Origin of the sequence: Paracoccus sp. NFXS7, assembly GCF_040148865.1 — a bacterium.
In the GTDB taxonomy this organism is placed as follows: Bacteria; Pseudomonadota; Alphaproteobacteria; order Rhodobacterales; family Rhodobacteraceae; genus Paracoccus; species Paracoccus marcusii.
This window is the reverse complement of the sequence record NZ_JAKEKV010000003.1, coordinates 71,028-94,629: the sequence shown is the minus strand read 5'-3', so window position 1 is coordinate 94,629 and position 23,602 is coordinate 71,028. Positions and strand designations below refer to the sequence as shown.

22 protein-coding genes are annotated in these 23,602 nt (G+C 68.3%); 14 read left to right on the top strand and 8 right to left on the bottom strand.

Going from position 1 to position 23,602, the window contains the following annotated elements; all coding sequences use genetic code 11:
- Positions 1 to 41 precede the first annotated feature (41 nt).
- The gene (locus LZ686_RS07290) at positions 42 to 1,619 is read left to right on the top strand and encodes a DUF5928 domain-containing protein (protein ID WP_349547394.1); all 1,578 of its coding nucleotides are present in this window, start codon (positions 42 to 44) and stop codon (positions 1,617 to 1,619) included.
- A gap of 12 nt (positions 1,620 to 1,631) precedes the next feature.
- On the top strand, positions 1,632 to 2,006 hold the full coding sequence (locus LZ686_RS07285) for an HIT domain-containing protein (protein ID WP_045981765.1): 375 nt from the start codon (positions 1,632 to 1,634) through the stop codon (positions 2,004 to 2,006).
- Position 2,007: 1 nt separating this feature from the next.
- Here LZ686_RS07285 and LZ686_RS07280 read toward each other — a convergent pair whose 3' ends face one another.
- Positions 2,008 to 2,931, bottom strand: a complete 924-nt coding sequence (locus LZ686_RS07280) for an ABC transporter ATP-binding protein (RefSeq protein WP_045981766.1) — start codon at positions 2,929 to 2,931, stop codon at positions 2,008 to 2,010.
- A gap of 90 nt (positions 2,932 to 3,021) precedes the next feature.
- On the opposite strand from LZ686_RS07280, the gene LZ686_RS07275 reads away from it, so the two are divergent.
- The gene (locus LZ686_RS07275) at positions 3,022 to 3,267 is read left to right on the top strand and encodes a zinc-finger domain-containing protein (protein WP_045981767.1); all 246 of its coding nucleotides are present in this window, start codon (positions 3,022 to 3,024) and stop codon (positions 3,265 to 3,267) included.
- A 55-nt stretch (positions 3,268 to 3,322) separates the two neighbouring features.
- Here LZ686_RS07275 and LZ686_RS07270 read toward each other — a convergent pair whose 3' ends face one another.
- Positions 3,323 to 3,505, bottom strand: a complete 183-nt coding sequence (locus tag LZ686_RS07270) for a DUF2256 domain-containing protein (RefSeq protein WP_042251866.1) — start codon at positions 3,503 to 3,505, stop codon at positions 3,323 to 3,325.
- A gap of 82 nt (positions 3,506 to 3,587) precedes the next feature.
- Between LZ686_RS07270 and polA the strand changes: the two genes are divergently transcribed.
- The 5 genes from polA (at position 3,588) to queE (ending at position 9,107) form a co-directional block, all read left to right on the top strand.
- Positions 3,588 to 6,386, top strand: a complete 2,799-nt coding sequence (polA, locus tag LZ686_RS07265) for a DNA polymerase I (protein ID WP_349547393.1) — start codon at positions 3,588 to 3,590, stop codon at positions 6,384 to 6,386.
- A gap of 97 nt (positions 6,387 to 6,483) precedes the next feature.
- Positions 6,484 to 7,254 carry a transcriptional regulator FnrL gene (fnrL, locus tag LZ686_RS07260; RefSeq protein ID WP_045981770.1) on the top strand — a complete coding sequence of 257 codons (771 nt, stop codon included), beginning with the start codon at positions 6,484 to 6,486 and terminating at the stop codon, positions 7,252 to 7,254.
- Between the two features lie 88 nt (positions 7,255 to 7,342).
- Complete coding sequence (gene queC, locus LZ686_RS07255) at positions 7,343 to 8,050, top strand: 7-cyano-7-deazaguanine synthase QueC (protein WP_349547392.1); 708 nt, start codon at positions 7,343 to 7,345, stop codon at positions 8,048 to 8,050.
- The gene (gene queD / locus LZ686_RS07250; RefSeq protein ID WP_045981772.1) at positions 8,050 to 8,403 is read left to right on the top strand and encodes a 6-carboxytetrahydropterin synthase QueD; all 354 of its coding nucleotides are present in this window, start codon (positions 8,050 to 8,052) and stop codon (positions 8,401 to 8,403) included. Before queC ends, queD begins: the two co-directional genes overlap by 1 nt.
- Positions 8,400 to 9,107, top strand: a complete 708-nt coding sequence (gene queE, locus LZ686_RS07245; protein WP_127897896.1) for a 7-carboxy-7-deazaguanine synthase QueE — start codon at positions 8,400 to 8,402, stop codon at positions 9,105 to 9,107. Before queD ends, queE begins: the two co-directional genes overlap by 4 nt.
- 79 nt (positions 9,108 to 9,186) lie before the next feature.
- Here the strand turns inward: queE and LZ686_RS07240 are convergent, their stop codons facing one another.
- Positions 9,187 to 10,026 carry a universal stress protein gene (locus tag LZ686_RS07240; protein ID WP_148911337.1) on the bottom strand — a complete coding sequence of 280 codons (840 nt, stop codon included), beginning with the start codon at positions 10,024 to 10,026 and terminating at the stop codon, positions 9,187 to 9,189.
- Between the two features lie 404 nt (positions 10,027 to 10,430).
- Positions 10,431 to 11,744 (bottom strand): tRNA (N6-isopentenyl adenosine(37)-C2)-methylthiotransferase MiaB, encoded by a 1,314-nt coding sequence (gene miaB / locus LZ686_RS07235; protein WP_349547391.1) that lies wholly within the window; start codon positions 11,742 to 11,744, stop codon positions 10,431 to 10,433.
- Positions 11,745 to 11,808: 64 nt separating this feature from the next.
- Between miaB and LZ686_RS07230 the strand changes: the two genes are divergently transcribed.
- Positions 11,809 to 12,129, top strand: a complete 321-nt coding sequence (locus LZ686_RS07230; RefSeq protein ID WP_046000048.1) for a TfoX/Sxy family protein — start codon at positions 11,809 to 11,811, stop codon at positions 12,127 to 12,129.
- Between the two features lie 4 nt (positions 12,130 to 12,133).
- Here the strand turns inward: LZ686_RS07230 and LZ686_RS07225 are convergent, their stop codons facing one another.
- On the bottom strand, positions 12,134 to 13,429 hold the full coding sequence (locus tag LZ686_RS07225) for an alpha/beta hydrolase family protein (protein WP_349547390.1): 1,296 nt from the start codon (positions 13,427 to 13,429) through the stop codon (positions 12,134 to 12,136).
- Between the two features lie 123 nt (positions 13,430 to 13,552).
- Between LZ686_RS07225 and LZ686_RS07220 the strand changes: the two genes are divergently transcribed.
- On the top strand, positions 13,553 to 14,914 hold the full coding sequence (locus LZ686_RS07220; protein WP_045981777.1) for an aminotransferase: 1,362 nt from the start codon (positions 13,553 to 13,555) through the stop codon (positions 14,912 to 14,914).
- 36 nt (positions 14,915 to 14,950) lie between these two features.
- Positions 14,951 to 15,175: a DUF2798 domain-containing protein gene (locus LZ686_RS07215; protein ID WP_046000050.1), complete on the top strand. Its 225-nt coding sequence runs from the start codon at positions 14,951 to 14,953 to the stop codon at positions 15,173 to 15,175.
- Positions 15,176 to 15,282: 107 nt separating this feature from the next.
- Here LZ686_RS07215 and LZ686_RS07210 read toward each other — a convergent pair whose 3' ends face one another.
- Positions 15,283 to 17,424 (bottom strand): ComEC/Rec2 family competence protein, encoded by a 2,142-nt coding sequence (locus LZ686_RS07210; RefSeq protein ID WP_349547389.1) that lies wholly within the window; start codon positions 17,422 to 17,424, stop codon positions 15,283 to 15,285.
- A gap of 107 nt (positions 17,425 to 17,531) precedes the next feature.
- Between LZ686_RS07210 and gltX the strand changes: the two genes are divergently transcribed.
- The 3 genes from gltX (at position 17,532) to LZ686_RS07195 (ending at position 21,043) form a co-directional block, all read left to right on the top strand.
- The gene (gene gltX / locus LZ686_RS07205; RefSeq protein ID WP_349547388.1) at positions 17,532 to 18,920 is read left to right on the top strand and encodes a glutamate--tRNA ligase; all 1,389 of its coding nucleotides are present in this window, start codon (positions 17,532 to 17,534) and stop codon (positions 18,918 to 18,920) included.
- A gap of 79 nt (positions 18,921 to 18,999) precedes the next feature.
- Complete coding sequence (locus tag LZ686_RS07200; RefSeq protein ID WP_349547387.1) at positions 19,000 to 20,289, top strand: citrate synthase; 1,290 nt, start codon at positions 19,000 to 19,002, stop codon at positions 20,287 to 20,289.
- A gap of 88 nt (positions 20,290 to 20,377) precedes the next feature.
- Complete coding sequence (locus LZ686_RS07195) at positions 20,378 to 21,043, top strand: SDR family NAD(P)-dependent oxidoreductase (RefSeq protein ID WP_349547386.1); 666 nt, start codon at positions 20,378 to 20,380, stop codon at positions 21,041 to 21,043.
- Between the two features lie 55 nt (positions 21,044 to 21,098).
- Here the strand turns inward: LZ686_RS07195 and LZ686_RS07190 are convergent, their stop codons facing one another.
- Positions 21,099 to 22,904: an aminopeptidase P family protein gene (locus tag LZ686_RS07190; RefSeq protein WP_349547385.1), complete on the bottom strand. Its 1,806-nt coding sequence runs from the start codon at positions 22,902 to 22,904 to the stop codon at positions 21,099 to 21,101.
- Complete coding sequence (locus tag LZ686_RS07185) at positions 22,901 to 23,593, bottom strand: metal-dependent hydrolase (protein ID WP_295165868.1); 693 nt, start codon at positions 23,591 to 23,593, stop codon at positions 22,901 to 22,903. The genes LZ686_RS07190 and LZ686_RS07185 overlap by 4 nt, the downstream gene beginning before the upstream one ends.
- Positions 23,594 to 23,602: the final 9 nt, after the last annotated feature.

Genomic DNA, 23,602 nt, shown 5'->3' with positions numbered 1-23,602 from the left:
GTCAAACTGCACCTATTTGGCCCCGGGGGACCGTCCAGCGCATGGCACGCATCGCCTTCATCCTGCTGATGCACAAGGACCCGCAGGGTGTGATCGATCAGGCGCGGCGTCTGACGGCGACGGGGGATTACGTGTCGATCCATTTCGACAAGCGTGCCCCGCGGGCGATGTTCCAGCAGATCCGCGATGCGCTGGACGACCATCCCCGCGTGACCTTTGCGGCGCGTCGGCGCAGATGCGGATGGGGGGAATGGTCGCTGGTCGCCGCCACCCTGGAGGCTCTGCGCGCGGCCGAGACGGCGTTTCCCCAGGCCACGCATTTCTACATGCTGTCGGGCGACTGCATGCCGATCAAGTCGGCGGAATTCGCGTACAATTATCTGGATGCCGAAGATTGCGACTACATCGAAAGCTTTGACTTCTTCAACAGCGACTGGATCAAGACCGGCCTGCGCAAGGAGCGGCTGATCTATCGCCACTGGTTCAACGAACGCGACCACAAGGCGCTGTTCTATGCCAGCCTGCAGCTGCAGCAGCGGCTTGGGTTGACGCGGCGGGTGCCCGACGACCTGCAGGTGATGATCGGGTCGCAATGGTGGTGCCTGCGCCGCCAGACGGTCGAGGCGATCCTGGACCTGATCCGCGCGCGCCCCGAGATCGTGCGCTTCTTCAGCACCACCTGGATCCCGGACGAGACGTTCTTTCAGACCCTGGTGGCCCATGTCGTGCCGCGCCAGCAGATCCGCACCCGCACGCTGACCTTCCTGATCTTCAGCGATTACGGGATGCCGATCAATTTCCACAACGACCATTACGACCTGCTGCTGCGCCAGGACTACCTGTTCGCCCGCAAGATAAGCCCCGAGGCGCAGGAACTGCGCGCCCGGCTTGGCGCGCTGTGGCAGGCCACGGGGCAGGATTTCACCATCTCGGCCGAGGGGCGGCGGCTGTTCAGCTTTCTGACCGGCCGCGGGCGCATCGGGCGCCGCTTTGCCCCGCGGTTCTGGGAGACGGACGGAAGTCTGGGCGCCGAACGCGTGGTCCAGATCGTGGTGGCCAAGAAATGGCACGTCGCCAAGCGGCTGACGGCCGCCATCCGCGCCGCCACGGACATTCCTGCGGTCGATTACGTGTTCAACGAACAGGACGCGCACCTGCCGGACATGGGCGGCGTGGCGTCGACCGTGGACAAACGCGAGCGTCACCGCCGCGCGCTGGTCAAGCTGATGTTCGAGCAGTTCGGCAGCGACCGGCTGGTGTTCTGCGTCGATCCGTCGGCGGTCAGCCTGATCGCAGATTTCGACGCCGACCGGGCGCAGACACGGGTGCTGTTCGTGGAAAGCCGGTTCGACGACGATTACGTCCGCGGCCATATGGGCAGGGTCGGCCTGGTCAGCCCGGACGCCCCGTCCGACATCGTCCACCGCTTGCTGCCCATCGTGCGCAACGACCTGCAGCACGAGGCGGACCGCCTCAGGGAGGCGGGGTTCCGCCATCTGGCGACCATTTCGGAATCCGCAGGGCCCGATCGCAACGCCGCGGCGCTGGCCGCGTTCCTTGGGGTGCCCGAGCCGCAGGCCCGCGCCCTGGCGGAGACGCCGCATCTTTTTGCCGACTGAAGGAAGACATTCATGGCCTATGACGACAGCAACATCTTTGCCCGCATCCTGCGCGGAGAGATCCCCAACGACACCGTGGCCGAGAATGATCACGCCCTGGCGTTCCGTGACATCGCGCCCAAGGCGCCCAGCCATGTCCTGGTGATCCCCAAGGGCCGCTATGTCGCCTTCGACGATTTCGCGGCCAACGCGTCCGAGGCCGAGATCGCGGGCTTCATGCGGCTGTGCGCCCAGGTCTGCGCGCTGGAGGGGGTGGGCCTGGATCGGGGCAACGGGTTCCGCGCCATCACCAATGCAGGCCATGACGGCGTGCAGGAGGTGCCCCATTTCCACCTGCACATCATGGGCGGGTCGATCATGGGGCCGATGATCGGGGCGCGCGGCTGATCTAGTCGCGGGTCAGTTCGACGAAGACGTCCTCCAGGTCGGGCTGTTCGGCGGCGACGTCCAGGATCGGCACGCCCGCGGCGCGCACCGCGTCCAGGATCTGGTCGGCGCGCAGCCGCGACGGAGGATAGGTGATCGCCAGCCGCCCATCGGGCCGAGTCTCTGGGCGCGCGCCCGCGGGCAGGGGCGGGTGCGGGACCGCGCCGCCCGTGTCCAGCACCAGCGTCTTGCCGTCAGTCCGCGACAGCAGGTCCTGGGTCGATTGGCGGACCACCACCTGGCCGTGGTTGATGATGGCGATCTCGTCGCACATCTGTTCGGCCTCCTCCAGGTAATGGGTGGTCAGGATGATGGTCATGCCCTGTTCGTTCAGGCGGCGGACATTCTTCCACAGCATCTCGCGCAGGGTGATGTCGACGCCCGCGGTGGGTTCGTCCAGGACCAGGATGTGCGGGCGATGGACCAGCGCCTTGGCCAGCAGCAGCCGCCGCTTCATCCCGCCTGACAGGTTCCTGGCATAGGCGTTGGCCTGGTCGGTCAGGCCCACCAGTGCCAGCAGCTCATCGGTCCAGCGTTCGGATTTCGGCACGCCGTAAAGGCCCGCCTGGACCTCCAGGCTGGCGCGAGGGGAAAAGAACGGGTCCATGTTCAGTTCCTGGGGCATGACCCCGATGGCGGCGCGCGACTGGCGCGGGTTCACGTCCTGGTCGAACCCCCAGATGGAAACCTTTCCGGCGGTCTTGTTCACCAGCCCCGCCAGGATGTTGATCATCGTCGACTTGCCCGCGCCGTTGGGGCCCAGAAGGCCGAAGATGCTGCCGGCGCGGATGGTCAGGTCGACGCCCTTGAGCGCGTCCTTGGCCGGGGCGTTGCCTTGGGCGGCATAGGTCTTGCGAAGACCGGTGATCTGGATGGCGTCGGGCATGGGGTGATCCTTGCAGAGCTTGCGAAGGCAGGCGGCGCTGCGCTAATGGGGTTAGACCAGATGATGCACGCCGCCACAAGAAGGCCAGCCATGACGCAGCACGTGACGCCCGAGACCCCCCTGTCGACCGAAACCGGGCCAGAGGCCACGACCCGCCCCGCCCCCGTGACCGAGGTGGTGACCCGCTGGCGCGTCAGCTGCGACGGCGATGATGCAGCTGGCCTGGGCCATCCGCGCGTCTGGCTGGCGATCAGCCCGGACATGGGGTTTGTCGATTGCGGTTATTGCGACAAGCGCTTCGTGATCGACCGCGATCACGCCCACGACGACCATTGACCCGCCGAGGATCGTCCCGACCCGCGTCGGTTTGCCGCCCCCATCGAGGGGGCCGTCAAACCGGGGCGGCCTTGCCGCCCGGCGCGTCCCCGCGGGTCTTGCCCTTGCCCCGGCAGCGGTCCGAGCAGTAGCGGACATTGTCCCAATCGCGTTCCCATTTCTTGCGCCAGGTGAAGGGCAGGCCGCAGGCCGCGCAGATCTTGGTCGGCAGGTCGGATTTGCGGCGCATCTTGGGCATGACGGTTTCCTGGGGGCATCGCGCTGGAAGATCGGTCCCGGTCGTGGCACAAGGCGGCCCTGACCAGCAAGGAAAGGTGATCATGGGCGAGCGTTTCGGCAAGGGCTGTCATCTGCATCTGATCGACGGATCGGCCTTCATCTTCCGCGCCTATCACGCGCTGCCGCCCCTGACGCGCAAGTCGGACGGGCTGCCGGTGGGCGCGGTCGCGGGGTTCTGCAACATGCTGTGGCGCTATGTGCAGACCGATGACGGGCATACCGCGCCGACCCATGCGGCGGTGATCTTCGATCATTCCTCCAAGACCTTCCGCAACGAGATCTATCCCGCCTACAAGGCGCAGCGCCCCGAACCGCCCGAGGACCTGCGCCCGCAATTCCCGCTGACCCGCGACGCGACCCGCGCCTTCAACATCGCCTGCATCGAGACCGAGGGCTATGAGGCCGACGACATCATCGCGGCCATGGCCTGCGCCGCGCGCAACGCCGGGGGCACGGCCACGATCATCAGCAGCGACAAGGACCTGATGCAGCTGATCGGCGACGGCGTCGACATGCTGGACCCGATCAAGAACAAGCTGATCGGCCCCGACGAGGTCTTCGAGAAGTTCGGCGTCGGCCCCGACCGCGTGGTGGACGTGCAGGCGCTCGCGGGCGACGCGGTCGACAACGTGCCGGGCGCGCCGGGCATCGGCATCAAGACGGCGGCCCTGCTGATCCAGGAATACGGCGATCTGGAGACGCTGCTGTCGCGCGCCGAGGAGATCAAGCAGCCCAAGCGCCGCCAGACCCTGATCGAGCATGCAGACCAGATCCGCGTCAGCAAGCGTCTGGTGCAGCTGGATTGCGACACGCCGCTGGACGTGACGCTGGAGTCGCTGGAGGTGAAGGCCCCCGATGCCGACCGCCTGCTGGCCTTCCTGTCCGAGATGGAGTTCCGCACGCTGACGAACCGCGTGGCGGAATCCCTGGGCGCCGAGGCCCCGGCCGTGCAGGCGGCCCCCGCCAGCGAGGCGCCCGCGGCCCCCGATCAACCCGCCATCGACATGGGCCTCTATGAGACCGTGACCACGCCCGAGGCGCTGGACGCATGGATTGCCGCGATCCGCGAGGCGGGGCAGGTCGCCATCGACACGGAAACCACGAGCCTGGACGAGATGCAGGCCGATCTGGTCGGCATCAGCCTGGCGGTCGCGCCGGGGCGGGCGTGTTACATCCCCCTGGGCCATGTCGCGGGGGGCGACGATCTGTTCGGCCAGTCCGCGCGGGTGGCGGGGCAGATGGACCCCGCCGCCGTCCTGGCCGCGCTGAAGCCGGTGCTGGAGGATGCCGCGATCCTGAAGATCGGGCAGAACCTGAAATACGACTGGAAGATGCTGGCCCGCCACGGGGTCCAGATGGCCCCGATCGCCGACACGATGCTGATGTCCTATGCGCTGAACGCGGGCACGCACAATCACGGCATGGACGAGCTGGCCGAACGCTATCTGGGCCACAAGTGCATCCCCATCAAGGAGCTGATCGGTTCAGGCAAGAGCCAGATCCATTTCGGCCAGGTCGCCATCGACAAGGCCGCGCCCTATGCGGCGGAGGATGCCGATGTCACGCTGCGCCTGTTCCAGCATTTCGCGCCGATGCTGCCGGTGGAGAAGGTCTCGACCGTCTATCACACGCTGGAACGCCCGATGATTCCGGTCCTTGCCCAGATGGAGATGGCGGGCATCCGCATCGACACCGATGTGCTGAAGCGCATGTCGAACGCATTCGCGCAGAAGATGGCCGGGCTGGAGGATGAGATCCACGGCCTGGCGGGGCAGAGCTTCAACATCGGCAGCCCCAAGCAGCTGGGCGAGATCCTGTTCGACAAGATGGGACTGAGCGGCGGCAAGCAGGGCAAGACCGGGGCGTTTTCCACCAGCGCCGACGTGCTGGAGGACCTGGCCGCCGAAGGACACGACCTGCCCGCGCGGGTGCTGGACTGGCGCCAGATCAGCAAGCTGAAATCGACCTATACCGACGCGCTGCCCACCTATGTGAATGCGGAAACGGGGCGGGTCCATACCAGCTATTCGATCACCGGGGCGCAGACGGGGCGGCTGTCCTCGACAGAGCCGAACCTGCAGAACATCCCGATCCGCACCGAGGAGGGCCGCCGCATCCGCCAGGCCTTCATCGCGCCCGAGGGGTTCAAGCTGGTGGCCCTGGACTATAGCCAGATCGAGCTGCGGATCCTGGCGCATGTGGCCGACATCCCGGCGCTGAAGCAGGCCTTCCGCGAGGGGATCGACATTCACGCCATGACCGCCAGCCAGATGTTCGGCGTCCCCGTCGAGGGGATGGACCCGATGATCCGCAGGCGGGCCAAGGCGATCAATTTCGGCGTGATCTACGGCATCTCGGGGTTCGGGCTGTCCAGAAACCTGCGCATCCCGCGGGCCGAGGCGCAGAGCTTCATCGACACCTATTTCGAACGCTTCCCCGAGATCCGCGCCTATATGGACAAGACCGTCGCCGACGCGAAGCAGGACGGATACGTCACCACGCTGTTCGGGCGGCGCATCAACACGCCGGGCATCAACACCTCGGGGCCGGCGGCCGGAGGCGCGCGTCGCGCGGCGATCAACGCGCCGATCCAGGGGGCTGCGGCCGATATCATTCGCCGCGCGATGATCCGCATGCCGGACGCCATCGCCGACCTGCCCGCGCGGATGCTGCTGCAGGTGCATGACGAACTGGTCTTCGAGGTGCGCGAGGATGCGGTGGACGACCTGATCGCCCGCGCCCGGACCATCATGGAGGCCGCGCCCGAACCGTCGGTGCGGCTGTCGGTGCCCCTGGTCGTGGATGCGGGGCAGGGAATGAACTGGGCCGAGGCGCACTAACCCCAAGCGTCGCTCCGGCCGGCGCTTCGTGACAGGCGAACGATTCGGTTCGCCTGTCGTTGCGCCGCGCACCCCATGGGCCTATCCTGCGATCACCATGCGCGCCCCCGTTCCGACCCAGGTTCAACCGTCAAGCCCCCTGCAAGGCGGTGCGCGCTGCGGCGACTGCCCCATCCGCTATCGCGCCGTCTGTGCGCAATGCGAGGGCGACGAGCTGGCCCTGCTGGAACGGATGAAGTTCTATCGCAGCTTCGAGGCCGGCCAGCCGATCGTCTGGGAGGGCGACCGGATGGATTTCGTGGCCTCGGTCGTCAGCGGGGTGGCGACGCTGACCCGGACGCTGGAGGACGGGCGCGCCCAGATGGTGGGCCTGCTGCTGCCCAGCGATTTCCTGGGCCGGCCGGGGCGCGACACGGCCGCCTACAACGCCACCGCCGCGACGGGGGTGGTGCTGTGCTGTTTCCGGCGCGGGCCGTTCGACCAGCTGATGCAGCGCATCCCGCATCTGGCACACCGCCTGCTGGAGATGACCCTGGACGAGCTGGACGCGGCGCGCGAATGGATGCTGCTTCTGGGTCGCAAGACGGCACGTGAGAAGATCGCCTCGTTCATCGCCATCATCGCGCGGCGGCAGGCGGCCTCGCAGAAGCGCCGCCCGGCGGGCCGCATCGTGCTGGAGCTGCCTTTGACGCGCGAGGCGATGGCCGCCTATCTGGGCCTGACAATCGAGACGGTCAGCCGCCAGATGACCGCCCTGCGCCGCGACGGCATCATCGAGATCGTGGGCAAGCGTGGCGTCACCCTGACCGATTACGCCCGGCTGATCGCCGAATCGGGCGGGACGGGCGACGACGGGGCGACCGCCTGAGGGCGGCGCTTTTCATCGCGTGCTCGCTCTGCTAAGTGGCAGCTTCCCGGTCGCAGCCTACCCGGGTCACAAAAACAAGGGTTCAAACATGCACACTGCACTTGTCTGCTCGGGCGGGCTGGATTCCGTCTCGCTTGCCCATGTCCTTGCGTCCCAGGGGCGCCTGTCGCGCATCGTCAGCTTTGATTACGGCCAGCGCCATCGCAAGGAGCTGGATTTTGCCCGCGCCTGCGCCCTGCGGCTGGGCGTGCCGTTCCACCTGGTCGACCTGTCGGGACTGGGCGCGGCGCTGTCGGGATCGGCGCTGACCGACGATCTGGCCGTGCCCGACGGCCATTACGCCGAAGAGACGATGCGGGTGACGGTGGTTCCCAACCGCAACGCGATCATGCTGACGGTGGCCTTCGGCATCGCTGCCGCCAATGGCGACGCGGCGGTGGCGGCCGCGGTCCACGGGGGCGATCACTTCATCTATCCCGATTGCCGGCCCGGTTTCACGGATGCCTTTGCTGCCATGCAGCGCGCGGCGCTGGAGGGGTATGCCGATGTCGCGCTGGACGTGCCCTTCGTTCACCGCACCAAGGCCGACATCGTGACCGCGGGCGCGGCCGCGGGCACGCCCTTTGCGCAGACCTGGTCCTGCTACAAGGGCGGGGCGCGCCATTGCGGACGCTGCGGCACCTGCGTGGAGCGGCGCGAGGCGTTCCACCTGGCGGGCGTGGCCGATCCGACCGAATACGACGATGCCGATTTCTGGCAGGCGGCGGTGGCCGCCCATGCCGCGGGGGGCGCGTGATGTTCCGCATCAGCAAGGAGTTCCATTTCAGCGCGTCGCACCGCCTGGACCATCTGGCGCCCGACCATCAATGCGCGCGGCTGCACGGGCACAACTATATCGTCGTGGTCGAATTGGCGGCGCCGGATCTGAATGCCGACGGCTTCGTGCGCGATTACCACGAACTGGCGCCGCTGAAGGCCTATGTCGACGGGACGTTCGACCACCGGCACCTGAACGACGTGCTGGACGTGCCCTCGACCGCCGAGAACCTGGCGCGGCATTTCTTTGACTGGTGCCGGGCACGCTGGCCCGAGACCAGCGCCGTCAAGGTCAGCGAGACGCCCAAGACCTGGGCCGAGTACCGGCCATGAAACCCCTGCGCATCGCGGAAATCTTTGGCCCCACCATCCAGGGGGAGGGCGCCCTGATCGGACAGCCCACGGTCTTTGTCCGGGCAGGGGGGTGCGATTACCGCTGTTCGTGGTGCGATTCGATGCATGCGGTGGACAGCGCCTTTCGCGACAGCTGGGCCGCGATGCAGACCGCCGAGGTCTGGGCGCAGGTGCGCGCGCTGTCGGGCGGGCGGCCGTTGACGGTATCCATTTCCGGCGGCAATCCGGCCATCCAGGACTTTGGGCCGCTGATCGCGACGGGCCGGGCCGAGGGCTACGGCTTCGCACTGGAGACGCAGGGATCGGTGGCGCGCGACTGGTTTGCGGACCTGACGCTGCTGGTGCTGAGCCCCAAGCCGCCCTCCAGCGGCGAGACGCCCGACCCGGCGGCCTTCGAGGCCTGTCTGGCGGCGGCGCAGGGCACGCGGACGGTGCTGAAGATCGTCGTCTTCGACGATGCCGATTATGCCTGGGCGCGCGATTGGGCGGGGCGGTATCCGGACCTGGACTTGGTCCTGCAGCCGGGGAACCCGGAGGTCGACCCGGACGTGCCCGTCGCGGCGCAGGATGTCGCGGACCGGCTGCTATGGCTGGTCGACAAGGTGATGGCGGACGGCTGGTTCCGGCCCCGTCTGCTGCCGCAGCTGCATGTCCTGCTGTGGGGCAACCGGCGGGGCGTCTGAGTTGCGTCCCGCGACGGCGGGGGGACTGGCCGTCCCCCCGCACCCCCCTGCGCGCATCCCCGCAAGGCGGCGTACGCCTTCAACGCGCCAGGAAGACCGGCACGCGCGCCTGTTCCAGCATGTTGCGCGTCGCACCGCCCAGGATCGCCTCGCGCAGGCGGGAATGACCATAGGCGCCCATCACCACCATGTCGGCATCGACCTCTATCGCGCGGCGGTTGATCTCGTCGCTGATGCGGGGGGCGGTGCGGGCCAGCACCGCGATCTGGGCGTGGACGCCGTGCCGCGTCAGCATCTGCGTCAGCGCCCCCCCCGGATCGGAGCGTTCCGGCCCGCTGCTGCGCGGATCGATGCAGGTCACCTCGACCATCTCGGCGGCGCGCAGCAGGGGCAGGGCGCGGCGGATGGCGGCCAGGGCCTCGGCGGACTGGTTCCAGGCGACCAGGATGCGGCGGGGCGCGGCAACCGGCTCGCAGCCCTGCGGCAGGACCAGGACGGGGCAGGCCCCCTCGAACAGCGCGGCCTCGGTGATCAGTTCGGCGTCGCCGGGCTGGCCCTTGGCATAGGGGCTTGCCAGGATCGCCAGGTCCGAGAACCGCGCCCGCAGGCCCACCAGCGATGCAATGCCCAGGGACTGGGTCACCGCGGCCTCGCAGGACCAGCGCAGGTCGTGGGACGCGGCCATGCGGTCGCGCACCTTTCGGTCCAGCGCATTGGCATCGGTCAGCGCGCTGTCGATCGCCTCCTGCCATCCATAGGACGTGCCGCCGGGAAAGAAGTACCCGGCCTGGCTGTGGTCTATGCCCAGGCAGAGGATGTCCAGATGCGCGTCATGCGCCGCGGCAAGCGCCGCGGCATCGTCCAGCTGCGGCACCTGGGACGGGTGGCTGAGGACTGTCAGGATCGTCTTGTAGGCCATGATCGCCTCCTGTTGCGGATAAGCCATCGTAGCGGTGCGGAGCGGGCGGCGCCTTGATCCTGATCAAACCCCGCGCGATGCGGAGCAGCGAAGGGACGCCGTCAATCGTGCCGCGGGGATCCATCAGGACGCTTGTCACGGCCGCGCGTTGGCCCTAGCAGCGCGCCGGCCCTGGTCGCGGGCAATGCGGGGCGCAGCGCTGCCAGCAATTAAGGAGCGATGCAGGAGTGCCGCGTCATCACGGATCCTGCCGTTCCGACGACGGTGGCGGCATGGGCACAGACCTGCCGCCTGGTTCATGACCTTGGTCCGGGGCCGTTCCGCATGTCGCGTGTGGCGGCAGGCCGGTCCGGACCCGGCGGATGACCCGGTCACAGACCCGAACGGGCCGCCCCGCCGCCGGGCTATGCGACCAGTTCGCCGTGCAGCGAGTTGCGCTGGCTGCCGATGATGCGCACGGGGCGCAGGTCACCGACCTGGACGCGGTCGGTGTCGACGAAGACGGAATGCAGATAGTCGGACTTGCCGATCATCTGCCCGGCCTCGCGGCCCGCCTTCTCGAACAGCACGTCGACGGTGCGACCGATCATGCCGTCCTGGACCGCATGCTGCTGACGGGTCAGCAGGGCCTGCAACTCCTGCAGGCGGGCGTCGGCCACGGCGGCGTCGACCTCGGGGCGGTCATAGGCGGGGGTGCCCGGACGCGGCGAATACTTGAAGCTGTAGGCCATGCCGAAGCCCACCTGTTCGATCAGGCGCAGGGTGTCGGCGTGATCCTGGTCCGTCTCTCCGGGAAAGCCGACGATGAAGTCGCTGGTCAGCAGGATGTCGGGACGCGCCGCGCGGATGCGGTCGATCAGGCGCAGATATTGGTCCGACGTGTGCTTGCGGTTCATCGCCTTGAGGATGCGGTCGCTGCCCGACTGCACGGGCAGGTGCAGATAGGGCATCAGCTGGGGCACGTCGCGATGCGCCTCGATCAGGTCATCGGCCATGTCGTTGGGATGGCTGGTGGTATAGCGGATCCGCAGCAGCCCGTCGATCTCGCCCAGGGCGCGGATCAGGGCGCCGAAACCGCCCGGGCCCCCATGCCAGCCGTTGACGTTCTGGCCCAGCAGGGTGATCTCGCGCACGCCGCGTCCGACCAGGTCGCGGGCCTCGGCCAAGATGCGTTCGGCGGGGCGGCTGACCTCGGCGCCGCGGGTGTAGGGCACCACGCAGAAGGCGCAGAACTTGTCGCAGCCCTCCTGCACGGTCAGGAAGGCCGCCGGCGCGCGACGGGTCGCGCGGGGGGCGGGCAGGTGTTCGAACTTGTCTTCCTCGGGGAAATCGGTGTCGATGGCGGGCGCCTCGCCGCGCACCATGGCGGGCAGGCGGTGATAGGTCTGCGGCCCGACGACCAGATCGACCAGCGGCATCCGGCGGATGATCTCGGCCCCCTCGGCCTGGGCCACGCAGCCCGCGACACCGACCTTCAGGTCGGGGCGCGCGGCCTTCAGCGGCTTCAGCCGGCCCAGGTCGCTGTACAGCTTTTCGGCCGCCTTCTCGCGGATGTGGCAGGTGTTCAGCAGGACCATGTCGGCGTCCGACTGATCCTCGGTCAGGACATAGCCCTCGGCGCCCATCGCCTCGGCCATGCGCTGGCTGTCATAGACGTTCATCTGGCACCCGTAGGTCTTGATGAACAGTTTCTTCGCGGCCGGGTTATGGGCGGTCATGTCATGCCTGTTCCTGAAGGTCGCGCAGCGATACAGGAAATGCAGGCTTTTGGAAAGGCACGGGATGGAGAGCGACCTGACCACCATCCGCAACATCGGCCCCGCCACCGCGCAGGCGCTGATCGCGGCCGGCGTGCCGGACGCGGCGGCGCTGCGGGCGATGGGGGCGGACGCGGCCTATCGCGCCCTGATGGACGCCGGAGAGCGTCCGCATTTCATCGGATATTACGTGCTGCACATGGCGCTGCAGGGGCGGCCGTGGAACGACTGCAAGGGCGCCGAAAAGGCCGCCCTGCGCGCGCGGTTCGACGCGCTGGTGGGCGATCGCCGCCCGATGACGGCGCTGGAGGCGGCGCTGGACCAGATCGGCCTGCGCCGCCCCTGACGGCCTACTGACCGGCGTTCTTGGTTTCGAACATCAGGCCCTTGGCGCTGCGTTCGGGAAAGCCCGGCCAATAGCTGTGGGCCGCATCGGGCGTGCCCGCGTCATCGACCGACCAGACCCCGTCCTCGGCATCGGGCACCAGGTCCAGGAAGGCGCCGCGATCCTCTCCCTTCAGGTGCTGGTCCAGGAAGGCCGTGGTGAAATGCTGCAGGACGTTGTTCATCCGAACGCTGTCCCAGACCGGATCGGCATAATGGTCGAAAGGCGCGCGGCCCAGGGATTCCGAGAAGGCCCACGCCTCGGCCGGGGCGGGGATCGGGGCGGCGGCGTTGTGGTTGGCATGATCGAAGGTCAGAAGGTGCCGTGTCGCCGCGGTCGTCTGATCGAATATCTGCCGGATCGCGTCATAGATCGACACGTCGTCATCGCTGCCCGCGACCAGCAGCAGCGGCTTGGTCATGCCGGCCAGCCCGTCCGCGTCCCAGAACTCGTGCTGGCGGCCCCAGGGGGCAATGGCCACGATGGCCTTGACGCGCGGATCGACCAAAGCGGCGTGATCCTCGCTGCCCGCGGCCAGCCGGGACAGCAGCTTCTGCGGCGGGATGAAGCGTTCGGGCTCGGTCCGGTCGATGGCGGTCTGCGACAGGCCCGCGCCGCCAAAGATCATCGCACCGTATCCGCCCATGGAATAGCCCACGACGGCCGCCGTGTCGGCATCGGTGATCGCGCCGATCTCGTCCTCCAGCCCGGCCATGCTGTCCAGCAGGAACCGCTGGTCCACCGCCCGGTTCACCAGGGTCGAGGCAAACGCCCCCATGTCGTCGTACGTGCTGTCGGGATGGTCGGCGGCGACCACGACATAGCCCTTGGAGGCCAGGTTCTCGGCCAGGTGGCTCATCAGATAGCGGTTGCCGGGATAGCCGTGCGACAGGATGACCAGCGGGAACGACCCCTCGGCCGGTGCTGCGTCGCGGGCGGCGCTGCCGGTCAGGGTGGTGGGCGTGACCCCGTCGCGCAGGATCGTGTCATAGGTGGTGCCGGGTTCGGTGCCGTCGGCCGCAGGATACCAGATCTCTGCCTGCAGGGTGCGTTCCGCGGTGGGGGGCGTGCCCGTGGAGGTGGTCGCGATCACGTCGATGCGGTCCGGGTCGGTGAAGCTGGCGGCGCGCACGCCGACCGGATGCGGGCCGCGCGCGGCCAGCTCCGGCGCGTCGGGGCGGATCAGGTCGATGCGGTTTTCGGACAGGGCGGGGGCGGCGCAGGCCAGGGTGGCGGCAGCGGCCAGCATCAGGTGTCTCATGGGGGCTCCTCCGGCGGTTCGGGCGAACTGTGCCCCGGTTGCACGATCTGCACAAGCGTCCCCCATTGAACGCCGCCCGGCGCCCGGCTAGCCTGCCCCCAAGATCCGGCAAGGAGACCGACCATGACCACCCCGCAAAGCTGGGAAGCACGCGCCGACGAATACTCGCTGTACGGCTTCACCGACCTGCCAAGCGTCCACAAGCGCGGCGCCGTCGTCCTGACCCATGGCGAGGGCCCCTATGTCGTCGACGTGAACGGCAACCGCTATCTGGATGCCAATTCGGGCCTGTGGAACATGGTCGCGGGCTTTGACCACAAGGGCCTGGCCCAGGCCGCCAAGGATCAGTACGACCGCTTTCCGGGCTATCACGCGTTCTTCGGGCGGATGTCCGACCAGACCGTGATGCTGTCCGAGAAGCTGGTCGAGGTGTCGCCGTTTTCGCGTGGCAAGGTGTTCTACACGAACTCGGGCTCCGAGGCGAACGACACCATGGTCAAGATGCTGTGGTTCATGCATGCCAGCGAGGGCAATCCGCAAAAGCGCAAGATCCTGACGCGCTGGAACGCCTATCACGGCGTGACCGCGGTGTCGGCCAGCATGACGGGCAAGCCCTATAACGAGGTGTTCGGCCTGCCTCTGCCGGGCTTCATCCATCTGACCTGCCCGCATTACTGGCGTTTCGGAGAGGAGGGAGAGACCGAGGCGGCGTTCACGCAGCGCCTGGCGCGCGAGCTGGACGAGACGATCCAGCGCGAGGGCGCGGACACCATCGCGGGCTTTTTCGCGGAACCCGTGCAGGGCGCGGGCGGGGTCATTCCGCCGTCCGAGGGGTATTTCCAGGCAATCCTGCCGGTGCTGAAAAAGCACGGCATCCCGATGATCGCGGACGAGGTGATCACCGGGTTCGGACGTACGGGCAACACCTGGGGGTCGGTGACCTATGATTTCGTCCCCGACGCGATCATCAGCTCCAAGAACCTGACGGCGGGGCTGTTCCCGATGGGCGCGGTGATCCTGGGGCCGGAACTGACCGACCGCCTGCAGGCCGCCATCGACAAGATCGAGGAGTTCCCGCACGGTTTCACCGCGTCGGGCCACCCGGTGGGCTGCGCGATCGCGCTGAAGGCCATCGACGTGGTGATGAACGAGGGGCTGGCGCAGAACGTCATCGACCTGGCTCCGCGCTTCGAGGACGGGCTGCGGCAGCTGGCGCAGAACCCGAATATCGGCGAATATCGCGGCGTGGGCTTCATGTGGGCGCTGGAGGCGGTGCGCGACAAGGCGACCAAGACGCCCTTCGAGGGGCATCTGTCGGTCAGCGAGCGGATTGCCAACACGTGCACCGACATGGGCCTGATCTGTCGTCCCCTGGGGCAGTCGATCGTGCTGTGCCCGCCCTTCATCCTGACGCCCGCGCAGATGGACGAGATGTTCGAGAAGCTGGACAAGGCCTTGGGCAAGGTCTTTGCCGAGCTGGCCTGAGCGAGGGGCGGGGATGGGTTTCGGAACGATCGCCAGATGATACCCGCACGCTATGCCCCGATCCTGTTCGGCTTCTTCCTGTCGGGGCTGATGTCGTCGCTGGTGTCGGGGATCGCCACGGTCCGGGCGGTGGGTCTGTCCGACGGGGTCGCGGGGCTGTGGCTGGGGAACTGGCTGTCCAGCTGGGCGGTGGCCTTTCCCGCGGTGCTGGTGGTGGCCCCGGTGACGCGGCATCTGGTCGCGCGACTGACGCGGGCCTGACAACGACCCTGTCGGCGGTTGCGCATGGCGCGGGGGTCGCCTGCGGGTCGTAAGAACTTGTCCGGACGACCGTGCGCGGCGATCGCGCCCCGGGCCGCGGGCCCGTGCTATCGCGACAGCCGCATCGGTTGACCCGTGGTAACCTGCGGTCCATCCGCGGTCATGCGGATCGCGACGGCGCCGCTGCGGCGGAGGCGTGTCGGGTCCAGCAGCAGGCACCGTGGCGTGCCGTCGACGTCGACGGGTTCGGTCGCGACCACGATGCGGTCGGGACGACAGGCGGCGGCGGCGCGGGCCCCCGACCCCTTTCCGGTCAGGTGCCAGACCTGCCAGCCACCGGACAGGGCCGTCAGCCGGTCGCGGCGGTCGCCGGTCCAGGCCGGGCGGGCGGCGGCGGTTTCCTGGTCGGCCATGTCGCCGTCCTCCTGCAGCCAGGTCGAGACGACGAAGGCGCCGCCAGAGGGCTTCGAGATGGCGCGGCCCTCGGGGGTCATCAGGCCCACGGCCTCACCCTCCGGCGCGATCAGCAGCAGCGGGCGGCGGGCAGTCATCCACAGCGCGGCGGCGGCGATCAGCAGCGTCATCGCCAGCACGAAGCCTGCCTGCGTCAGCACCCCACGCCGCGCCGCGGGGCGCCAGCAGAGGATGCCCAGCACAGCGCCAAAGCCCATCAGCGGCACCACGGCGGCGGGCGGCTTGGCCACACCGGTCACCGCCCCGCCCAGATCGGCCACGAATCGCGCGACCCACAGCATCCATTCCGTGCCGATGCCCATGACCCACAGGGCCGGCGCCTCCAGCCCGACCAAGGCCAGGACGGCGCCGATGACGCCCGCGGGCATCACCAGCGTGCCCATGACCGGCACCGCCAGCAGGTTCGCCAGCAGACCGTATTGCGCCATGCGGTTGAAATGCGCCGCGGCGATGGGCGATGTCGCCACGGCGGCGATCAGCGACGACACGATCAGCATCGCCACCGGGCGCAGCCACCATGGCAGGCGCGGGGACACCCGCGCCCAGGGGCCATAGACCAGGATCAGGGCCACGGTGGCGGCAAAGCTCATCTGGAAGCCGGCGCTGACGACGGCCTCGGGCGAGTAGATCAGCACGATGGTCGCGGCCAGGGCGACCGTGCGCAGGGAAATTGCCCGCCTGTCGGCGATGATCGCGCCCAGCATGACGGCGACCATGATGAACGACCGTTCGGTCGCGACCCCGCCGCCGGACAGCCACAGATAGGCGGCCGCCGCCGCCAGCGCGATGCCGGCCGCCCATTTGTGCATCGGTCGCGCCAGGCCGATCCCCGCGCCCTGCACCCCCACCAGGACCATGCGCATCGCGCCATAGACGAAGGCCGCCAGCATTCCCATGTGCAGCCCCGAGATCGAGATGATGTGGTAGAGGTTCGAGGCGCGCATCACCTCGTTCGTCTCCTCGGCGATGCCGGAGCGGTCGCCGGTCATCAGGGCCGAGGCCACCGCGCCGGCCTGTCCGCCGACGCGGTCCTGGATCGCGGCGCTGATCGACATGCGCGCCCGGTGCGCCCACCACACGCCCCCCTGCGGCGGCGCCACGGCCATGATCGGCGTGCGCGAATAGCCGACGGCGCCCAGGCCGTCGAACCATGCGAACATCCGAAAATCGAAGCTGCCCGGAGACGACGGCGCCGGGGGCGGGCCCAGATGCCCGGTCAGCATCACGCGCTGGCCCAGGGGCGGCAACACGTCGTCGCCCATCAGCGACAGGCGCACCCGCGCGGGCGTGCGGTCGGGCGACAGGTCATGCAGCACGACGCCGTCCAGCGTCAGGCGCATCCGGTCGCGCCCCGACCGGTCGATCTGGATCACCCGCCCCTCGACCGGGCCGTAATAGCGCCATTCCAAGACCGGGGCCGCGACATGCGCGGCGCGGAACGCGATCAGGCCGGTGCCGGCGATCACGAAGGACAGCGCCAGTGCGGCCAGATGGACGGCATCGGCCTGAGGCCAGCCGATCCGGCCTCGGTCGGCCCAGAGGGGCGCGTGGCGGGCGATGGTCAGCGACAGCGCCAGCAGGCAGGCCATCACCGTCCAATGGGCCGCGCCGAACAGCGTCGGATGCAGGAACCACAGCCCGATCCCGGCGGACAGGCAGACCGGCACCCAGGGAAACAGTCCCGCGCGCAGCGCCGCGGCGGGGCGCGCGGCGGCCACGGGGCGGGGTGCGGTCTGGGGCAGGGGGGGCGCGACCGCCCCCGATTGGGGCAACATCCTTGTCCTTTCGCGACCCGGTGACTATCACTTGGCCGCAAGATGGCACGGGGATGCTTACCAAAGCGTTAACGCCGTGCCGCGCCAGACCCTGCCCGAAGGCCGCCATGACCCAGATCGTTACCCGTTTCGCCCCCTCTCCCACCGGATACCTGCATGTGGGCGGCGCCCGGACGGCGCTGTTCAACTGGCTGTTCGCGCGGGGGCGGGGCGGCAAGTTCCTGTTGCGGATCGAGGATACGGACCGCGCCCGGTCAACCCCCGAGGCCACCGCGGCGATCCTGAAGGGCCTGACATGGCTGGGCCTGGACTGGGACGGCGAACCCGTCAGCCAGTTCGAACGCAAGGACCGCCACGCCGAAGTCGCCCGCCAGATGCTGGACCAGGGCACGGCCTACAAGTGCTTCTCCACCACCGACGAGATCGCGGCCTGGCGCGAGGCGAAACCGCGCCAGCCCTTCCTCAGCCCGTGGCGCGATGCGACCGACCTGCCCGACGCGCCCTATGCGATCCGCCTCAAGGCGCCGCGCAACGGAGAGACGGTGATCGACGATCAGGTGCAGGGCGCGGTGCGCGTCGCCAACGACCAGCTGGACGACATGGTGCTGCTGCGCAGCGACGGGACGCCCACCTATATGCTGGCCGTGGTGGTGGACGATCACGACATGGGCGTGACCCACGTGATCCGGGGCGACGACCACCTGACCAACACCGCGCGCCAGATCCAGATCATCGACGCGATGGGCTGGCCGCGCCCGACCTATGCCCATATCCCGCTGATCCACGGAGAGGACGGAAAGAAGCTGTCCAAGCGTCACGGCGCGGTGGGGCTGCACGAATTTGCGGCGCTTGGCTATCCGCCGGCGGCGATGCGCAACTATCTGGCGCGGCTTGGCTGGAGCCATGGCGACGACGAGCTGTTCGACGATGCCCAGGCCCGCGAGTGGTTCGGGCTGGAGGGGATCGGACGCGCGCCCGCGCGCCTGGACTTCAAGAAGCTGGAGCATGTCAGCGGCCACCATATCGGGCGGATGCCGGACGATCAGGTGCTGGCCGCGCTGCAGGATTACCTGTCGGAAACCGGCGCGCCTGCGCTGACCGACACGCAGCGCAGCCGCATCCTGACAGCGATGGGCGCATTGAAGGAAAAGGCGAAAACGCTGCCGGGACTGCTGGACCAGGCGCGGTTTGCAATGATCGAACGCCCCGTCACGGTCGAGGAGAAGGCGGCGCGCAACCTGGATACGGTATCCCGTGGTATGCTGAAATCATTGACTGCTGCGGTGCAGAATGCTAGCTGGACCCGAGACGATCTGGAGGAGGCGGCCCAGCAGGTTGCCACGGAAAACGGTGTCGGACTGGGCAAGATCGCGGCACCGCTGCGCGCCGCCCTGGCCGGAACGAGCGCCACCCCCAGTGTGTTCGACATGATGACTGCGCTTGGCCGCGACGAAACGCTGGCCCGGCTGCAGGACCAGACCGATTTGGCAGGCTGAAGCCTGCCCTCACATGCCAGGGCTGTCTGACGGGTTTACGCGACGGACCGCCCGGCCTTAGCCGGAAGGACGCCTTTGCATGGCCGACAAGACCGCTAAACTGCACCTGAACGGGCAGGACTATGAACTGCCCATCCTGTCGCCCACCAAGGGCCCGGACGTTCTGGACATCCGCAAGCTGTATGGCCAGGCGGACGTGTTCACCTATGACCCCGGCTTCACCTCGACCGCCAGCTGCGATTCGACGATCACCTTCATCGACGGGGACAAGGGCGAGCTGTGGTATCGCGGCTATCCGATCGAGCAGCTGGCCGCCAAGTCCTGCTATCTGGAGGTCTGCTATCTGCTGCTGTACGGCGAGCTGCCGACCGAGGCGCAGATGGACGATTTCCGCGCCCGCGTCACGCGCCACACGATGGTGCATGAGCAGATGCACAACTTCTTCCGCGGCTTCCGTCGCGACGCGCATCCGATGGCGACCATGGTCGGCGTCGTGGGCGCCATGTCGGCCTTCTATCACGACTCGACCGACGTGAACGACGAGTGGCAGCGCGAGGTCGCGGCGATCCGCCTGATCGCCAAGCTGCCCACGATCGCGGCGATGGCCTATAAATATTCGATCGGCCAGCCCTTCGTCTATCCGCAGAACGACCTGGATTACGCGTCGAACTTCCTGAACATGTGCTTCTCGGTCCCGGCCGAGAAATACGAGGTGAACCCGGCCCTGGCCCGCGCCATGGACCGCATCTTCACCCTGCATGCGGATCACGAGCAGAACGCGTCGACCTCGACCGTGCGCTTGGCGGGATCGTCGGGGGCGAACCCGTTTGCGTGCATCGCGGCGGGCATCGCCTGCCTGTGGGGCCCCGCCCATGGCGGCGCCAACCAGGCCTGCCTGGAGATGCTGCGCGAGATCGGCACCGTCGACCGGATCCCGGAATACATCGCCAAGGCGAAGGACAAGTCCGACCCGTTCAAGCTGATGGGGTTCGGCCATCGGGTCTACAAGAACTTCGACCCGCGCGCGACGGTCATGAAGGAATCGGCCGACGAGGTCCTGGACCTGCTGGGCGTGGGCGACAACCCGACGCTGCAGGTCGCCAAGGAGTTGGAGAAGATCGCGCTGGAGGACGAGTACTTCATCGAGAAGAAGCTGTACCCCAACGTCGATTTCTATTCGGGCATCATCCTGGAGGCGATGGGCTTCCCCACGTCGATGTTCACGCCGATCTTCGCGCTGTCGCGCACGGTGGGCTGGATCGCGCAGTGGAAAGAGATGATCGGCGATCCGCAGAACAAGATCGGCCGTCCGCGCCAGCTGTATGTCGGCAGCGACCGCCGCGACTATGTGGACCTGAAGGCGCGCTGAGCGTCCTGACAGATCAGGCATGGGGGTCCCTTCGGGGGCCCCTTTTTCGTGGTTGCGCGGGGGGACGCGCGGTGGCAAGGGACCGGACATGAGCGAGATCGAACAGACAGGCGCGGCCCGGCTGGCGCTGGTGACGGGGGCCTCTCGGGGGCTGGGGGCGGCGCTGGCCGAGGGGCTGGCGGCGCAGGGCTATCACGTGCTGGCGGTGGCGCGGACCGTGGGCGCGCTGGAGGAGCTGGACGACCGCATCCGCGCGGTGGGCGGCCAGGCGACATTGGCGCCGATGGACGTGACCGAGCCGGAGGCGATGAAGCAGATGGTGCAGGCCATCACCGGCCGGTGGGGCGGCCTGGACCTCTGGGCGCATTGCGCGGTTCATGCGGCGCCGATGTCGCCGGCGCCCCATATCGAGGGGCGCGACTGGTCCAAGTCGATGCTGGTCAATGTCGAGGTCGCCCGCGGCCTGATCGCCATGCTGGAGCCGCTGCTGCGCCAGCGCCGGGGAACGGCGCTGTTCTTTGACGATGCGCGGGGCGGGCAGAAGTTCTTTGGCGCCTACGGCGCGTCCAAGGCCGCGCAGATCGCGTTGGCGCGCAGCTGGCAGGCCGAGACGGTGCAGACCGGCCCGCGGGTGCTGATCGATTCGCCGGCGCCCATGCCGACCGCCGTCCGCGCGCGGTTCCATCCAGGCGAGGATCGCGGCGCGCTGGCACCGTGCAGGGAAGAGGCGGCGCGCATCCTGTCGCTGTTGTGAGGTTTGCGTCCCGCGGCGGCGCGGGGGGCTGCCTGCCCCCCGCACCCCCCGGATGTCACACTTGGCCGAGCGGTTCGGTCGCCGCCGTCAGCCAGTCCAGATCCTGCCCCTGAAGATCGGGCGACAGGCTGATCCGAACCTGGGCGTGATAGGCGTCCAGCCAGGCGACATCGTCGGCCGACAGCGCGGCGCGGTCGATCAGGCGGCGGTCGATGGGGCACAGCGTCAGCGTGTCGAAGCCCAGCATCTGACGGCCCGGTTCGGCATCGGCCTGGGTCACGACGATCAGATTCTCGATCCGGATGCCGAAGCTGCCTTCGCGATAGTAGCCGGGCTCGTTCGACAGGATCATGCCGGTTTCCAGCGGCACGTCGCTGACGCGGCTGATCCGCGCCGGGCCTTCATGCACGCAAAGTGCCGCGCCGACGCCGTGGCCGGTGCCGTGATCGTAGTCCAGACCCTGCGACCACAGGAACTGACGCGCCAGGGCGTCCAGATGCCCCCCGGTCACGCCGGTCGGAAAGCGCGCCCGCGACAGGGCGATCATGCCGCGCAGCACCGCGGTGAACGGCCCGACCGCGTCCGGGCGCGGATCGCCCAGGGGCACGGTGCGGGTGATGTCGGTGGTGCCGTCGGCGTATTGGCCGCCGGAATCGATCAGCAGCAGGTCGCCCGCAGCCAACCGACGGTTGGTCGCTTCGGTCACGCGGTAATGGACGATGGCGCCGTTCGGACCGGCGCCCATGATCGTGTCGAAGCTGATGTCGAGGATGCCCAGATCACGGCGCAGCCCCTCCAGTTGGCGGACCACGTCGATCTCGGACAGGGCGGCGGGGTCCTGACGGTCAAGCCATGCCAGCAGGCGCACCATGGCCACCCCGTCACGGTGATGGGCGCTGCGCATGCCCGAAAGCTCTGCCGCGTTCTTGCGAGCCTTGGGCAGGACGGCGGGGTCGGGGCCTGCGACGACGGTGGTGCCCGCGGTCTCCAGGATGCGGAACGCGGCCTCGGGCGCGGAGCCGGGATCGAGGCGCACGGGGCCTTCGAGGTCGGTCAGCGCCGCGGACAGCGCGTCATGCGGCAGGATGTGGACATGATTGCCCAGATGCGCGCGCAGGTCGGCGTCGAACTTGGCCGGGTCCGCGAACAGCGCCAGATCGCCGCTGTCCGACAGCACCGCAAAGGATTGCACCACCGGGTTCTTGGGCAGGTCGCTGCCGCGGATGTTCAGCAGCCAGGATATCGAATCGGGCAGCGTCAGTAGCGCCGCTGCTTGGCCCTGCGCCTTGAGATCGGTGGCCAGGCGGGTGCGTTTCTGTGCCGCGCTCTCTCCGGCGATGGCGTCGGGGTGGATGCGGGCAGGGCCCACGGGCGGGGCGGGGCGGTCGGGCCAGATAGCGTCGACCGGATTGTGGTCCAGCGCGATCAGGGCGATGCCGGTGTCGGTCAGCGCGCCCTCCATCCCGGCGATCTCCTTGCGGGTGTGCAGCCAAGGGTCGAAACCCACGCGCCCGCCTTGGGGCAAGGCCTCGGCCAGCCAGGCGGAGGGACGCGTCTCGGGCCAGGGCACCGGGGTGAAATGACCAAGGTCGATCTGGCTGCGCACCTGCACGCGATAGCGGCCGTCGATGAAGACGCCCGCTTGGTCAGCCGTCACGATCGCGAATCCTGCGCTGCCGGTGAACCCGGTCAGCCAGGCCAGTCGGGCGTCGGCATCGGCCACGTATTCGCCCTGATGCACATCGGCCCGCGGCACGATGACCGCGTCCAGCTGTTCGCGGGCCATCAACTGGCGGAGGGCGGTCAGGCGGGCGGCATGATCGCCACCGCCCGCCGGGTCATCGAAGGTCTGAAAGCTCACAGCGCGATGGCCTCCATCACCTTGGGTTCGATCACGTCGACGCCGGGCAGGGCGTCGATCAGCACCTGCGCCGACTGTTCCAGCAGGGGGAAGGTCTTGTAATGGCAAGGGATCACGGTCTTAAAGTCGAAATAGCGCTTGGCCGCATAGGCCGCGCGCGACATGTCCATGGTGAAATGCCCGCCCGCGCACAGGATGCCGATGTCTGGCTTGTGCAGGTCGCCCATCCATTCCATGTCGGCCATGATGTCGGTGTCGCCCGAGACATAGATCACATGCCCGTCGCCCGCGATCATGTAACCCGATTCGTGGCCCGCATAGACAGGACCGTCCGGCCCGCTGATCGAGCTGGAATGCGTCGCGTTGACCATCGTCACCTGCGCGCCGCCCAGATCGACCGTGCCGCCCTTGTTGAAGCCGATGCCCTCGATCTTGTCGGTCTTTTCCCAATGGCCGATCAGGTCGAAGATGCCCACGACGGGGATCTTCAGCTCCTTGGCCAGGGCCAGCGTGTCGCCGGTATGATCGCCATGGCCGTGGGTGATCAGGATATGCGTGGCGCCGTCGATGGCCTCGGCGCGCCGGTCGTCGGGAAAGACGGGGTTTCCGCTGAACCAGGGGTCGATCAGGATCACGGCCTGTTCGATCTGCAGACGAAAGCCGGAATGGCCAAGCCAGGTCAGTTTCATGGGGTCTCC